We start from the raw sequence: 15,686 nt of genomic DNA on the forward strand, positions 1-15,686 counted from the left end.
TTATAATATTTACAACAATTTAATCATTTGCTATATTTCTATATGACTATAATTTTTAGAATTACTGTTTAAACGAAAAAAAGAAAAATCTTCTAATTAAGCAACTGGGTGGTATTTACGATTCTGAGGATTTATAACGCCCAAATATTAGCCTTTCACAAATTATAAGACTTTGTGCAGATACGATATCAGCCCTTTAAAGGGGGGAAAATCTATAAAGAAAATATTTCTTCTGAATGCAAGTATTTTATTGGTATTCGGTACTTATACACTTTACGTATCCAATAAAACAAATTGGGCATTACAAGTAATTGACTTTCAAAACATTGAAGGAACAGCTAGTAAACGCCCTATAAAAATAGCTCTTATTGATAGTGGTATTCAAGCTGAAAAAGCTAATGTGACAGTTGCGGAAACTTTTAATGGAAACGGTTCAAATGATTCTTACGGTCATGGTACTGCTATTGCAAGTATTATTGGCGCCAAAAAAAGTTTATTGAATCCTGTAGAAGGTGTATTTAAGAATGTTGTTTTTTATGATGCTAATGTTTTGGATGAAAATGGAAATTCTTCAATTTCAGATATTGTTGCTGCAATTGATTGGGCAATAAAGCATGAAGTGGATATTATCAATATGAGTTTTGGCATTCAAAAGGATGATCCAGCATTACACGAGGCAATCAAGAAAGGCTATGAACAGAACATTATTTTTGTTGCAGCTGCTGGAAATAACCTTGGATTTGAAGCGGACTATCCAGCTCGCTATCATGAGGTATTATCTATTAGCTCGATTGACAAAAACTTAAAACGAGATCCAACGGCTGCAAAAAATAAAGTTGACTATGTTACTCCTGGTATAAACGTACAAGCTGTAAAAATTAATAAAATGAGAGATAAAAGTCTTGATGGAACATCATATGCAACAGCTTATGCAACGGGAATTATTGCACAACTCTTAAGCGAGCAAAAAATAGATCGAACTTCTTATTTCAAGCATTTAAAAGACTACGCAAAACCTTTGGGCAAACAATCAGAATACGGAAATGGATTATTAACATTAAAAAAAGGGGATTAGAATGAAAAAACTATTGATTATCTCATTATGTTTTACTTTAAGTTTTTTAAGTATTGGACCAACTGCAAGTAATGTATATGCTGCTACCTCTGAAAATGAAGTTCCTGCATCTGTAGAAAGTAATATTCAAGAAGTTTTTAACTATGCAGCAGACGAAACAGAAGAAATTGTCCAAGAACTTGAAGAAGAGTTTAATACTGCTGAGGATACTGAACTAGAAGTTTCTAACTTAAATGTTCAGAATGATAGGATTATTATAGAAAGTAAAGTTTCAACATATAACTATGATGTGGATACTACTTTAGAAATACAACCTGAAGAGAATACTGCCCAGTATAACATTACATATGAAGAAAAGGGGGATTTAATTGAAAAAGAGTATGATTTAAATATTAATGTTATAGATGATGAAAATTTTATTATAGAGTTTATTGATAAAGAAACTGGTGAAATCACAATTTATGATTCTTCAGTTGTATCTGCCTCAGCGGTTCCTTATGTTGCATATATTATAGGTTCTCAAGTTGTTCGTTTAGCAATTAAAGGTCTCGCGAAAAAATCTATTAAAGTTGCCAGTAACATGGGGAAAATTCTAAAGCACAATAGTCGAGGCGTTCTATTTGAAGGTAATGCTAGCAAAGGATGGAAACATATAAAGAATGGACATATTTTGGGCAAAGGTGCTAAAAAGGGCGATACATTATTCCCCAAAAACTTATCTGAATCTCAAATTAAAAATATTATTATGGAATCTTTACAAAAAGGTACTTATAAAGGTCAAGCAGCTAATGGTTATAAATCTTATGAATATAACCTAAATAAGTATGGTATAAATAAAATGAAAGTCATTGTTGATAAAGATGGTATGATTGTCACTGCGTACCCGTTGTCCGGAAAAAGTGTGATAAAAGTTAAATAATAAGGAGCAATCCTGTTAGAAGGATTTTCGGGTCTTGAAAAAATAAAAGCCCTCTAGTATGATGCATGAGTGTCAACGCTCATTGACCCATCATCACACAGAGGACTCTATCATATGAATTTTAGTACAAACCATAAAATTAATCAAGTTCTTGAAAAAACACGTTAGTAATTGGCAGCGATATTGCCAAGCAGAAGCGTATCCTCAAACTGTAAATCATTAAAGTAATGTAAAATACTAAAATATATATCAGTAAAAATATTTTTTTAATAAGGTATAAACGGGTTAAACCGTTGATATCTCAACATTTAAAGAGGGAGTTATTATAATGAAAATATCTTTTTTTGTTGAATTATATGATGAAATGATTGGACAACCTTTTAATATAGATGACTATTTAGCCTGTCGTTTATCTATTTTTGTGCAGCAAAATGGGGAAAAAAAAGAACTTTGTAATTCCACTTTCCATGACGCCTTGCTTTTAGGTATGGGGAAAATTCTTTTGGAATTAAAAGAAAACCATACATCTTTTTCTAATGGATTTGAAACCTATGAAAATGCAATGGAATATACTTTAAACAAAACTGGTAAATTGCTTATTATTAAAGCCTACAGTGAATACGACAATACAACAGAAATCGCCTTTCAAGGTGAGTTTGAAGATTTTCTTACAGCTTTCTTTAAAGAATATGAACGCTACTTTAAAGGACTTCTTCAGAAGGATCCAAATGCCATTCAACACGATTCTGTTGAAATGATGGAGCAACAATTAAAAGCCTATAAAGAACTAAAAAACAAATATTAACTTACAATATTTAAAGGGAGTATGATTTAAAAAAGTTTTTGGGAGTATGAAATATTTTGTGTAAATGAATAGAATGATAAAAAAGGAAGACCTTTTCTTGATAGAATTGAGTTATCGCAAAAAATTCACAGAAAAGAGGTCTCCCTATGAATCAGTTTACAACAGAGCTTGTCGATGCACTAGTCAAAAAAACAAGATATCACCGAGGTTTTCCGTACGCATTTAGAAACGGCAGTGAATACGTTACTTGCGACAGAACTAACATTCTTTTTAGACTTCGGTACGGGGGGACAGGTCCCTCGAACCATTTTCACATTATATAAATAATGCGGTGACCTGTTCACTACCCACAAATCACATAAATTTTTCATAAAAAAAGAGATGTTCATTTTTTCCATCATTAAAATGAACATCTTTCTCACTACGTTTCAACCGATAAATCCCGATTTAATGGATATATAAATTCGGTATGCTTTCGTATTACCTCCATACATTTAGTCCCTCCTACGACAAGATCTCCTCGTATTTTCGGACATCGATAAATCGACCTGCAATTGCTGCTGCCGCTGCCATTTCAGGACTGACAAGATGTGTACGTGCACCATTACCTTGTCTTCCTTCAAAATTTCGGTTTGACGTAGAAGCACACCTTCCACCGGGAGGAACAACATCTTCATTCATTCCAATACACATACTACATCCCGAATCACGCCATTCGAATCCTGCATCTTTGAAAATTTGATCGATGCCTTCTTTTTCCGCTTCGGCTTTTACAACCCACGAACCGGGAACAACGATTGCCCGTTTTATATTTGGATGAATCTTTTTGCCGCGAACGATTTCAGCCGCTTTCCGTAAATCTGAAAGTCGTGAATTCGTACAAGAACCAATAAAAACATGGTCAATTTCGATCTCTGTCATTGGTGTATTTTCAAATATCGTTACCTTACAAGGGATATTGATATTTTGTAAGTAATAACGGCAATCGATATAATATTCAAATTCACGGTCCTTTACGGAAACATTTTCGGTCTCCAACCATTGATCGGCTTCAATTTGTAATTCTAATAATGCAGAAATAACATCTGTCGTTTTTGTTTCCTCAAGCAATCTTAAATATGTTCTAGCAAACTCATTTTGTGTATTCTGGGTACATTTCATAGATGAGGTTTTGGATTTGAATTTCATGTTGAGGGTTAACATAAGAGTTTAATAGAACAACAGCTATTGATTTGACTCCACTTTCAACTAAATCCCTTATTTGTTGACGGCATAAGTCGATATTTAGTGGTTCGACTATATTTCCGTTAGCATCAATTCTTTCGCTTATTCCGCGTGTATCGATAAGATCCGCTAACGGGTCGGGCTTTTCCAGTGCCATCCATCCATAAAGAGGTCCAGGAGTCCAAGAGCGTGCTAAATGCAAGATATGTTCGTGACCTTTTGTAGTAATTAACCCTACTCTGGCACCTTTACTTTCTAAAATTAAATTTGTGACTACTGTCGTTCCATGATAAATTAAATGAAGATCTGAAAAGGAAATACCGACTTTTTCACAGGCTTTCTGAAGACCTTCAATTACTCCTAATGCCTGATTTTCCAGAGTGGACAATACCTTTTCTATTATTAATTCCCCAGTATCAGTATTTGTTAACAATACATCTGTAAAAGTACCTCCAACATCGACACCAACATTGTACTTCAAAGAAACCCCTCTTTTAATTTTCCTAAAACCATTTTCTATAATCTTTTATGACTTTTTTCCTATTCCTTAGAAATGTTGTATGTTTTTATTTTCAATTCTCTCTTGCTATTAGATATTAATAAGTCATAATCACTCCTTTCATAAAATTAATATTGTATACAATCGGATGTATACTATGTAAAATAAGTAAGCACTAACCATAATTATATTTATACTATTCTGATTTGTTAAAATATTTTTTATATAGTTTTGTATACAATAAAAGATTTTTTAGTAAATTTTAATAGGCTGAATTAATTAATTTCAATAGGGAAAAAGTGGAATTATAAATATAAAAGCATATATATTAAAAAAGTTTGATTAGATATTAATAGATATATTTAAATTGTTCAAAACAAAAAACTTGCCCCTTAACATTGATCGAGGGACAAGCGTTATTTTTCTTATTATAAAATTTTCGACAAGAAATCCTTCGCCCGGTCGGTTTTTGGCGCAGTGAAAAACGTTTCCGGATCGGATTCTTCTAAAATTCTACCTTCATCGATAAAGATGATGCGGTCGGCTACTTCTTTTGCAAAATTCATTTCATGGGTAACAATGACCATTGTCATCCCTGATTCAGCTAAGTCTTTCATAACATCCAATACTTCTTTTACCATTTCTGGGTCAAGGGCGGAAGTTGGTTCATCAAATAGCATAATCTCTGGTTCCATCGCTAATGCACGCGCAATGGCTACCCTTTGTTTTTGCCCACCTGATAACTGATTAGGGTAACTTCCGATTTTATCGAAAAGTCCTACTTTTGCTAATAAGTCTTTTCCAATTTTCTCTGCTTCTTCCTTCGCCATTTTCCGAACGGTTTTCGGTGCATATGTCACATTATCGAGCACTGTCATATGTGGGAACAAATTAAATTGTTGGAACACCATGCCAATATTTCGACGAACTTCTAAAATATTCACCTTCGGATCGGTAATCTTTACACCATTGATAATGATTTCACCCGATGTCGGTGTTTCAAGTAAATTTAAACAACGAAGGAACGTTGACTTCCCGGAACCAGATGGACCGATTACTGTCACAACTTCTCCCTTTTTAATCGTTGTACTGATTTCTTTTAATACGGTATTTTTACCAAAAACTTTGGAAATTGAATTAACGCTGATCACTTTGTCTTAACCTCCGTTCCACCCAACTACCAATCGAAGTTAAAATGAATACCATGACCCAGTAAATTAACCCGACAAATAGTAGAGGTTCGAAACTTGCATATATTTTTGCACTAACGAAATCCGCACGACGCATTAAGTCCATATAACCGATAACGGATACAATCGCAGACTCTTTCGTTAACGTAACAAATTCATTAATCATCGCTGGTAAAATATTTTTAACGGCTTGTGGCAGGATAATATGGCGCATCATGTCTTTATATGGTACTCCTAAAGCTTGTGCCGCTTCCACTTGCCCTTTATCAACAGCTAAAATACCTGCACGAATAATTTCGGAAACATAGGCCCCGGAGTTCAAACCAAATGCTAAAACTGCAGATTCGTAAGCACCGATATCGAAGCCTGTAAGTTGAGGAATACCAAAATAAATAATGACTAATTGTAGAATTAACGGTGTACCACGGAAGATGGATGTGTATGCATTAGCAAAGCCTTTTAAAATCGGTTGTTTTGTCAATTTACATAAGGCAAGTAATGTACCTAATATTAAACCCAAAATAATAGAAACAACAACGAGTTTTAACGTAGCGCCAATTCCGCCTAAAATGTAGGGAATCCACGGAACTAATTGACCAAAATCTATGTTCATACCGAAAACCTCTTTTTTAAATTTATTATAACAAACAATAAGAATCGGTGGTAAACCATTTAAGGTTTATTACCACCGACTGATCGGTCTCATATTATATTATTGACCTAAACCCCATTTATCAATTATTTGCTGTATTGTACCGTCTTCTTTAAATTGTTCTAAAACTTTATTCACGTCATCAACTAGTTCACTACCTTTAGGGAATGCAATCGCATATCCTGGTGCACTTGTTGATGGATCATCAAAACCAACTAAACCTTCAGCTTCAATATATCCTTCTGCTACGTCTTTATCAACGTAAGCTACATCAATTTTGCCAGCTAAAATTTCTTGTACTAGAAGTGGTGCTTTATCAACAACTTTAATTTCTAAGTTATATTCGTCTTTTAATTCTTCAACACCTTCTTGTTGAATAGAACCTAATTGAACACCTACTGTTTTACCTTCTAAATCATCTAAACTAGTAATTGCGTTATCTGGTGCTGTAATGAATGTAGAGTTTGCTGGTAAATATTCAATAGAGAAATCAACGTTTTCTTTACGTTCTTCTGTCGCGTTCATTCCTGAAAGAACCATGTCTGCTTTGTTAGATTGTAATGCACCGATTAAACCGTTAAAGTCCATATCTGTTATTTGTAATTCGTAACCTAATTCTTCAGCAATTGCTTTTGCTAAATCAATATCAAAGCCAACGAATTCGCCGTTTTCATCAATTGATTCAAAAGGTTCATAGTCTGCTGAAGTTGCCATTCTTATTACCTTTTTATCTCCATCTGAAGACACAGAACTAGAGTCTCCATCATTATTACCACATGCCGCTAATAAACCAATAACTAGAACTAACATTAATAATTTACCTAAAACTTTTTTCATAATAATGTCCCCCGTTTGTTTTTATATTTATACATTTATTTGCATAAAAATTAGTTGATGTTTATATTTATACCATTAAGAGAATAAAATTTCAATAGTTTATTAAAAAAATTTTATAAAAAAAATTCACCCTTTTACTAACATTTGTTTCTATAACAAATAAATACGTAAAAAGGTGAATGATTTTTGTATTGAATACTCTGTCTTGATTTTTAATATATTAGAATAATGCTTTTATACTAGATAATACAACGAGAAGACCTACGATAATTACAAATGTATTGCTACCAATATGTTTTCTATATTTTTCCAATACAGGAACTTTATAAATCGCATACATCGGTAATAAGAATAAAATAATGGCAATAAGTGGTGCGTTGATCATATCAATCAAGTCTAGAATACTTGGGTTTGCATAAGCTACAATCCAACAAGTAACAATCATAAATCCAACAATTATGTTTTTAACAGTTTTATTATTTAATTTTTTCCCGCGTGATTTAGCTCCTTCTTTAATAAGGTGCTCCATACCTTCAAATGCCCCTACATAGTGGCCAAGGAAAGATTTTGTAATCGCTACGATTGCAATGAGCGGTGCAGCAATGGCGAATAATGGCATGCTATATTTATTTGCAAGGTATGAAAGAATTGGCAAGTTTTGTTCTTTTGCAAGAGCCAGGTCACCAGCAGTCACACTTAATGCACAACTATAAACAAAGAATAATACAACAAAAATCGTGATTGCATAACAAACTTTTTGGATTTGCGCAGTTTTTCGGTCCACATGTTCAATACCGTATGTTTCCCGTTGTTTAACAACAAAAGTGGAAATCATTGGTGAATGGTTAAACGAGAATACAATAATCGGCAGGATAAACCACGTAATTTTTAATAAATCCATAAAATCAAACCCACCGTCTGCATTGGCAAAATTACCTGCTAAACTTAAATTTGCAACATCCCATTGTGGAATTAAGTATAAAGATAACAAGATAAGTGCCGCGATAAATGGATATACAATCCAACTCATTACTTTAACAGTCACATCATGACCAAAGTTTACGATAAAAATAAGAGCTAAAACTAAAACTAATGACAAAATAATTCTTGGTGGTGCTGTCATGTTCAATTGATTTTCGATAAAACTCGTTGCTGTATTTGTTAATGAAACGGAGTACATTAATAAAATTGCATAGATTGAAAAGAAATAGACAATATCAAATACAACACTCGCTTTTTTACCAAAGTATTCATTTACTGTCGCTGTAATTCCTTCACCAGCTGATTCGGAAGAGTAAATCATTTTTGCCATGGCACGATGTGAAAAATACACAATTGGGAATACGAGTAAAGTTAATAATAGTAAAGATAGAATCCCACCAGATCCTGCATTTATTGGTAAAAATAAAACCCCTGCCCCTATTGCTGTCCCAAAAAGACTCATGGCCCAAGTTGTGTCTTGCATATGCCATTTATTTGGGTCTTTGTACTGTTTTACTGAAGTTTCTTCAGGTTGATATGCTTCCGCTGCATTTCCATTCATTTCATTTTTCCCCCTTAAATTTGTACGAAAATATCGACCTTTATTTTTTGTTTAATGGTTCACAATTGCATACATTGATAAAAATACTTTTTTATTCTTTTCCAAAGATTTTGTTCCGAATTGCAATTCCTGTTGGTGTGGCAGCAACCCCACCTAAACCTGTTTCCCTTAATTCACGCGGCATACGTCTACCTACTTGGTACATCGCTTCAATGACTTCATCTGCATCAATTAAGTTTTTTACACCCGCTAAGGCTAAATCTGCTGCAACTAACGCATTTGCCGTTCCAACGGCATTCCTTTTGACACATGGAATTTCCACTAAGCCTGCTACTGGATCACATACTAGTCCGAGTAAATTTTGTAAGGCAGTTGAGAAGGCGTGGGACGATTGCTCTGGTGTTCCTCCCGCAGCTTCTACTGCAGCAGCTGCCGCCATAGCCGAAGCACTTCCTACCTCAGCTTGACATCCTCCCATCGCTCCGGAAATGCAAGCATTATTCGCCACAACCATGCCAAACAAAGCTGTTGTAAAAAGAAAGTGTATTTGATCTTCGCGCCTTAAATTTAATTTATCTTTAATGGCAAACAGTACACCAGGTATTGTTCCACTTGCTCCCGCCGTAGGTGTTGCACAAATCACGCCCATTGCGGCATTCACTTCGTTAGTTCCGACAGCATTTTGCACACCTAACATCATTAAATCGCCAGATAACGTTTTCCCACTTTCACGGTATTTTTTAATTTTTACGGCGTCTCCACCAGTTAGTCCCGTAGGTGAAAACACACCATCACCTTCAGTACTTCTTTTCACCGCGTCTTCCATCGTTTTTAAATTTTTATCCATTCGTTCCCAAATTTCATCATAGGTAGCTTTCGTCATTTCCATTTCCTGTTCAATTGCCAATTCGTAAATTCGTTTTTGTCTTGTCTTTGCTGCTTCTACTATTTCTTTAATAGATGTGTACATGTTGATTCCCTCACTTCTGGCGTCATTTAAAGAATGATTATTTTTGCTATATCATTGAGTTTGTTTAATTCTTCACGCGCTTCATCATTCAATTGCGAATTTAAATCAAATTCGTACAAATATTTTCCGTTCTTTTCCATATATAAACTATCATTTATTTCCACATCGTACGATTTCAGTATTCTTCGTAGTTCAAGTTCAAGATTCACTTTTTCAGAAATTGCGATCATGATTGGCAATGATCCTTCCAAGTCTAAACTAAACCCATCTATGTCAATATGTTTTACTTTAATCAATCCACCACCTACGGAAATTCCAACAACACGGATCCATCGATTTTCATTTTCTAAATAAATGTCTGCTGTATTAGGATGACCAGCGGGACTTTCCCCTGTTTCTTCTATAAAGGAAATTTCAATCCCTTGCGATTTTGCTATTTTAATAGAGTCAGGAACACGACGATCATCCGTTGCAAAACCTAACACCCCAGCAATAATTGCAAAATCCGTTCCATGCCCTTTATGGGTTTCTGCAAATGATTCATAATATTTCACAACAACTTTTTTTGGGTAACCTTGTAATAATTTATTTGCAACTAATCCAATAGCTAAAGCACCTGCAGTATGAGAACTAGATGGGCCAATCATCACTGGTCCAATCACATCAAAACAACTTTTATAGTTTATTACCTTTTTTTCTTTCACAACAACGTTCATACCCAAACCTCCTTTTCGATTCACATTTGTATACAATCCGCTTAACCTGTAAGGGTTTCCATTTATGTAGAAAAAAATATGCCCATGTCTAATACTACTCTTTTAAACTTCTAATCTATTTGTGTAAAATTTAATAATAATGCAAGTAATAAAAAATTATTAAGATAATAAATTATTATCTTAATTAAAAATTATCACAGTAAAAATAAATTGTCAATAAGTGATAATAAAATATTATTTTTGTAACAATTTTTTATTATACAAGGAAGACTATGGTATAATTATTTTTATATAAAGAAGCTTTTTATGGTTTTTCTTAATATTTAAACCATGATTTTTCTATTAATATCATTTATATAAAGAGAGATTTCACAACAAAATACTTTGGATATGTAAAGAGGAGGACTGTTGGTTTGGATAAAGAACTTTTTCGACATTATAAAAATATTATGAACTATTTTGGAGAACTGCTTGGACCTAAATATGAATTAGTACTGCATATTTTACACCCAGATGGCGGTTCACATATTGGACATATCGTAAATGGCGAGTTAAGTGGAAGGTCTTTAAATAGTCCTCTGACGAATTACGCAAGGAAATTAATTGAGGAAAAAGTATATTTAGAAAAAGATCATGTTGTCAATTATGTAGGCGAAGGACCACGAGGGAAAAAGTTTCGTTCTTCAACAATGTTTATAAAAGACCACGAAGGAAAATTAGTCGGTCTATTATGTATAAACTTTGATGCCGATGCCTATCGAAAAGTAGCAAAAGATATTTTAAATCTAGCAAACTTAAACTGGGACATCGAATATATTGAAGAGAAAGCTGCACAGGAACAACCCGTTGAAACACTTTCCGAAAATATCAATAACATCATTTACTCCGTCATTGATCAAGATATTATTGAATCGGGTGCACAATTATCTCCCGAACAAAAACAAAAAGCAATCTCGAAATTGAAAGAATATGGTATTTTTGAAATTAAAGGAAAGATAACTGAAGTTGCCAAGGTTATGGGGATGTCGGAATCAAGTGTATATCGTTATTTACGACTTGTATCATTAGAGGAAAATAATAATTAAGCATGAAACTATTCATTTTAAAAAAATAAAAACAAGGCTGCTTATTGTGTATTCCCTAACAAACAATAGACAGCCTTTTTTTATTCCCTTTATTTTCCTACAGCTATTAACATACTTTGTAAAGTTATTCTTACAGCACCTGGTCCGGATATCAATAAACGAAAGAAGTGTTCAACCTTCTCTCCTAAACCACGTCATATAAATTCACACCGAAAATTTTCTCGTTGGATAAAATCGGAAGTAGGCGTTTCTGGACCGTTTTACAATCACCAAATTTAATGTCTTTAAGAAGTGTTTGCAGTTCTTCTAAAAGTGGATCTGGACTTAATTTCATCGGTTCCCCTTTATCATTAATTCCAAGTAAATAACGACACCAAGCGGCAATCGTAAGCGGAATGAACGTTAGCTGAGTCACGTCCAAATCCGCTCTTTCATTATACAACTTAATCGTTTCTCCAAACCGAATCGCTAGTTTCTGCGATGTATCTGTCGCAATTCTTTGTGGCGTATCGGGAATGTTTGGATTCGGTAGCCGAATTTCAATGACTTCTTTTATAAATTGTTCTAGATCAATTATTCCTGGGTTCGCTACTACTTTCATGCCTTCATCATAACCAATTCGTTCAACTAGCGCTTTTAAATCTTTATCTTGCATCTCAGCTGCAATTGTATCGTAATCTAGTAAACATCCAAAAACTGCTAAAGCAGTATGTAATGGATTTAAACAAGTACACCCCTTCATCCGTTCTACTAAATCGACGGTCTTTTTGTCTGTTAAATACACACCAACTTTTTAACGGTGGACGTCCGTTCGGAAAGTTATCCTCAATCACTAAATACCCTGTCTCTTCAGCGTTTACAAACGGTGCAATTGGTGATCTTTTTTCACGATAAATTATGTTCGCATCGGTAAAGCCTATTTCTTTTAACTTTTCTTCAACGATTGCAGCAGTCTCACAACAAATATAATCCCTTTCTATCCATGGTACAATCGCTTACACAAATCCATTAAAAGTATACTAGTTTCTATAGAGTGTTTGTATACTTGTACTCTATTTTATTTTATATCAATAGCAAAAATTGTCAAATTAGTGAACAAATATTAATTTACTAAAATATTTCACTAAAAAAATATAAGTAACCTATAATAAAAAGAGATTAGAAAATTTAAACAATTAGTTAGAAATCTATACTTTTAGCTTATTAAACAAATATAAGGAGAGAATTGGTATGTTATCATTCAACCACTTATCAAATCCCTACTCCGTTTCACGAAATTCAGTTTATGCAAAAAATGGTATGGTTGCAACATCACAACCACTTGCTGCACAAGCTGGGTTAGACATTTTAAAAAAAGGTGGAAATGCCATCGATGCAGCGATTGCCACAGCTGCAGCTTTAACCGTTGTCGAACCGACATCGAACGGGATTGGCGGGGACGCCTTTGCCCTTGTTTGGACAAAAGGGATATTACACGGTTTAAATGCGAGCGGACCATCCCCGATGTCCATTTCAATTGATGCTGTTAAAGAATTAGGTCATTCCGAAATTCCAGCCCATGGTTGGATTCCAGTAACCGTACCTGGCGCACCTGCTGCATGGGCAGAGTTATCAAAACGGTTTGGTAAACTTCCATTTCACGAATTGTTAAAACCAGCAATTACATATGCAGAAAAAGGATTTCCAGTTTCCCCCACATTAAGTAGATATTGGAGATTTGCATACGAAAAGTTTAAAAACACGTTAACCAATCCTGTTTTTCAATATTGGTTTAAAACTTTTGCTCCAAAGGGACGGGCTCCACAAGTTGGTGAAATTTGGGCATCGGTTGATCATGCAAAAACCTTACAATCAATCGCTGAAACGAATGGGGAGTCTTTTTACCGAGGAGAACTTGCGGAGAAAATTAGTACCTTTTCTAAAGAGACTGGTGGATTTTTAAAAGAGGAAGATTTGACAACTTACCAACCTGAATGGGTTGAACCAATTAGTGTCAATTACAGAGGTTATGATGTGTGGGAAATTCCACCAAATGGACAAGGGATTGTTGCGTTACAAGCATTAAATATTTTAAAAGGATACGAATTTCATAGTAAAGATTCGGTCGATACATATCATAAACAAATTGAAGCAATTAAACTCGCCTTTGTCGATGCAGCAAAATACGTCACGGAAAGAGAGCGAATGAATGTCACCGTTGAACAGTTATTAGATGAATCCTATGCGGAAAAACGCCGGGCATTAATCGGTGACGAAGCGATGATGCCTGAAGCAGGAGAGCCAAGCTCAAGCGGAACAGTGTATTTAGCAACAGCGGATAGCGAAGGCAATATGGTTTCATTTATTCAAAGTAATTATATGGGATTCGGGTCTGGTATCGTCGTACCTGGAACAGGAATTGCCTTACAAAACCGTGGACATAACTTCACACTTGATTGGAATCATGTCAATGCATTAGAAGGCGGGAAACGAACATATCATACGATCATTCCTGGATTTTTGACGAAAGATAATGTAGCAATTGGTCCTTTTGGTGTTATGGGTGGCTTTATGCAACCTCAAGGCCATGTCCAAGTCATTATGAATACAATTGATTTTGGACTTCATCCACAAGCAGCATTAGATGCTCCCCGTTGGCAATGGGTGAAAGAGAAAATTGTTCATGTAGAAGACCGCTTCCCACATCATATCGCACAAGCGTTGGCTCGAAAAGGACATAACATCCAAATCCAACTAGAACCGAATAGCTTTGGCCGCGGACAAATCATCTGGCGCGACAACAAAACCGGCGTACTCATCGGCGCCTCTGAATCCCGAACAGACGGTACCGTCACCGCTTGGTAGTTTGGTACAGGGGTAGTTTGGTACAGGGGGACGGGTTCGGTGTTCCATTTTTTGATTCACCGGGTCTGTCTCTCTTTTTCATTCCAGGGGAGGTACAAGGAAAGGGTGATACAAGGGGACGGGTCCGTCGGATACAAGGGGACGGGTCCGTCGTACCATTTTCTGATACATGGGACCTGTCCCTCTGTTTCATTAGTTCTAAGTCTTCTTTACACTCTTCTAAACGCCTTGAAATTTCTCTATCGATACTTTCAACTTGTTTCTCTAGGTACTCTATATGATTTAATTGTGTTTTTAACATAAACTGTTGATGAGTACCTATCAATCCCTTCAAGGCTTTCTTTAATTCTGGGATTTTATTTCTAAGTTTACCTAAAGAGAGTTCAGCAATAATTTCCGGATTATCTTCACCATTAATTAAGGAACGTAACATCTTCCTTCCAGAAACGCCTAACACATTTGAAGCTACAGAGCCCAGTTTAATGTTTGCACCTTCAAGTACCTTTTGAATTCGGTTAGATTCACGTGAGACCTCCTCAACTAAACTCCGTCTATAACGAACAAGTTCTCGAAGTTCACGTTGTTCTCTACTTGGAATATAACTACCTTTTAAAAGCCCATGTTGAAGTAATTGTGCAATCCATTGAGCATCTTTTACATCGGACTTTCTTCCAGGAACATTTTTAATATGTTTCGCATTCACAACTAGTGCTTTAATATCTGATAGTTCTAATAGGTTATATACAGGCTTCCAATAGACACCTGTACTTTCCATTGCGACAATAGGACAACCCATATCTTTAATCCAATCAAGCAACTCAAACAAATCTTCGGTCATGGTACCAAATGTCCGAAGATATTTCTTGCGCTCAACCAAAATGCAGGCAGTAATACTGTTCTTATGAACATCAAGCCCACAAGCAATAGGATGAATTGCTTCCATTACAAATACCTCCAATGATAAATGTAGTCGAGCTTCAAGGCATATTGTGCAATCTACCCTTCGTGCTCTTGGCAACAATATATTGTGCACTGAGCCTTTAAAACCAGTCTGTCCCTCGAGCTTATGCATCACGGTCCGTCGGCTTTAGCACTCGACTATCAACATCATTGACAAGGCATCAATTAAATAACCTTTTCATTCTGCATTGTGGAATTTACATTTCATTAATGTCTGTCCCCCCGTATCAGCACGCCTGGATAAAACACCGAACCCGTCCCTCTGTACCAAAAAAACATACTAACATTAGTAGTACAGACCTAGGCCAAGGTTTGTGCTACTATTTTTTTATAGTAGAAGTGAAGGAAGGTCGAACAGCCCCTGGGA

Annotated in this window: 13 protein-coding genes and 3 pseudogenes; 6 read left to right on the plus strand and 10 right to left on the minus strand. The window is 35.1% G+C overall.

The annotated features are described in order from the left end of the window. Positions 1 to 250 precede the first annotated feature (250 nt). The 4 genes and pseudogenes from GW534_RS13495 to GW534_RS13510 all read left to right on the plus strand — a co-directional run. On the plus strand, positions 251 to 1,075 hold the full coding sequence (locus GW534_RS13495) for a S8 family serine peptidase (RefSeq protein ID WP_161921532.1): 825 nt from the start codon (positions 251 to 253) through the stop codon (positions 1,073 to 1,075). A 1-nt stretch (position 1,076) separates the two neighbouring features. Continuing rightward, on the plus strand, positions 1,077 to 1,994 hold the full coding sequence (locus GW534_RS13500; protein ID WP_161921533.1) for an SAR2788 family putative toxin: 918 nt from the start codon (positions 1,077 to 1,079) through the stop codon (positions 1,992 to 1,994). A gap of 328 nt (positions 1,995 to 2,322) precedes the next feature. Further along, complete coding sequence (locus GW534_RS13505) at positions 2,323 to 2,799, plus strand: hypothetical protein (RefSeq protein WP_066247761.1); 477 nt, start codon at positions 2,323 to 2,325, stop codon at positions 2,797 to 2,799. Positions 2,800 to 2,945: 146 nt separating this feature from the next. Then, positions 2,946 to 3,078: pseudogene (locus GW534_RS13510) on the plus strand (IS256 family transposase); the annotation flags it as partial. A 225-nt stretch (positions 3,079 to 3,303) separates the two neighbouring features. Here the strand turns inward: GW534_RS13510 and GW534_RS13515 are convergent. The 8 genes and pseudogenes from GW534_RS13515 to sdaAB form a co-directional block, all read right to left on the minus strand. Further along, positions 3,304 to 3,732, minus strand: a pseudogene (locus tag GW534_RS13515) (aconitase family protein); the annotation flags it as partial. Positions 3,733 to 3,931: 199 nt separating this feature from the next. After that, the gene (locus GW534_RS13520) at positions 3,932 to 4,504 is read right to left on the minus strand and encodes a hydantoinase/oxoprolinase N-terminal domain-containing protein (RefSeq protein WP_161921534.1); all 573 of its coding nucleotides are present in this window, start codon (positions 4,502 to 4,504) and stop codon (positions 3,932 to 3,934) included. A gap of 446 nt (positions 4,505 to 4,950) precedes the next feature. Continuing rightward, on the minus strand, positions 4,951 to 5,673 hold the full coding sequence (locus tag GW534_RS13525; protein ID WP_161921535.1) for an amino acid ABC transporter ATP-binding protein: 723 nt from the start codon (positions 5,671 to 5,673) through the stop codon (positions 4,951 to 4,953). Next, a complete protein-coding gene (locus GW534_RS13530) occupies positions 5,660 to 6,325 on the minus strand; it encodes an amino acid ABC transporter permease (RefSeq protein WP_161921536.1) in 666 nt (221 codons plus the stop codon). Before GW534_RS13530 ends, GW534_RS13525 begins: the two co-directional genes overlap by 14 nt. A gap of 99 nt (positions 6,326 to 6,424) precedes the next feature. After that, the gene (locus GW534_RS13535; protein ID WP_161921537.1) at positions 6,425 to 7,201 is read right to left on the minus strand and encodes a transporter substrate-binding domain-containing protein; all 777 of its coding nucleotides are present in this window, start codon (positions 7,199 to 7,201) and stop codon (positions 6,425 to 6,427) included. Between the two features lie 220 nt (positions 7,202 to 7,421). Continuing rightward, positions 7,422 to 8,744 (minus strand): aromatic amino acid transport family protein, encoded by a 1,323-nt coding sequence (locus tag GW534_RS13540; protein ID WP_161921538.1) that lies wholly within the window; start codon positions 8,742 to 8,744, stop codon positions 7,422 to 7,424. 91 nt (positions 8,745 to 8,835) lie between these two features. After that, positions 8,836 to 9,714, minus strand: coding sequence for an L-serine ammonia-lyase, iron-sulfur-dependent, subunit alpha (gene sdaAA, locus GW534_RS13545; protein WP_161921539.1), 879 nt, complete (start codon positions 9,712 to 9,714; stop codon positions 8,836 to 8,838). A 26-nt stretch (positions 9,715 to 9,740) separates the two neighbouring features. Beyond that, a complete protein-coding gene (sdaAB, locus tag GW534_RS13550; RefSeq protein ID WP_161921543.1) occupies positions 9,741 to 10,436 on the minus strand; it encodes an L-serine ammonia-lyase, iron-sulfur-dependent subunit beta in 696 nt (231 codons plus the stop codon). Positions 10,437 to 10,843: 407 nt separating this feature from the next. Here sdaAB and GW534_RS13555 point away from each other — a divergent pair, with 407 nt between their 5' ends. Next, positions 10,844 to 11,515 carry a helix-turn-helix transcriptional regulator gene (locus GW534_RS13555; protein WP_161921540.1) on the plus strand — a complete coding sequence of 224 codons (672 nt, stop codon included), beginning with the start codon at positions 10,844 to 10,846 and terminating at the stop codon, positions 11,513 to 11,515. A gap of 184 nt (positions 11,516 to 11,699) precedes the next feature. On the opposite strand, the gene GW534_RS13560 is transcribed toward GW534_RS13555, so the two are convergent. Further along, a complete protein-coding gene (locus GW534_RS13560) occupies positions 11,700 to 12,299 on the minus strand; it encodes a mannitol dehydrogenase family protein (protein ID WP_312854678.1) in 600 nt (199 codons plus the stop codon). 446 nt (positions 12,300 to 12,745) lie between these two features. Between GW534_RS13560 and GW534_RS13565 the strand changes: the two genes are divergently transcribed. Then, entirely contained in the window at positions 12,746 to 14,359 is a 1,614-nt protein-coding gene (locus GW534_RS13565) for a gamma-glutamyltransferase family protein (RefSeq protein ID WP_161921541.1), read from the plus strand. Between the two features lie 190 nt (positions 14,360 to 14,549). On the opposite strand, the pseudogene GW534_RS13570 reads toward GW534_RS13565, so the two are convergent. Then, positions 14,550 to 15,302: pseudogene (locus GW534_RS13570) on the minus strand (IS110 family RNA-guided transposase); the annotation flags it as partial. Positions 15,303 to 15,686: the final 384 nt, after the last annotated feature.

The organism is Pallidibacillus pasinlerensis, from assembly GCF_009996845.1.
In the GTDB taxonomy this organism is placed as follows: Bacteria; Bacillota; Bacilli; order Bacillales; family Caldibacillaceae; genus Pallidibacillus; species Pallidibacillus pasinlerensis.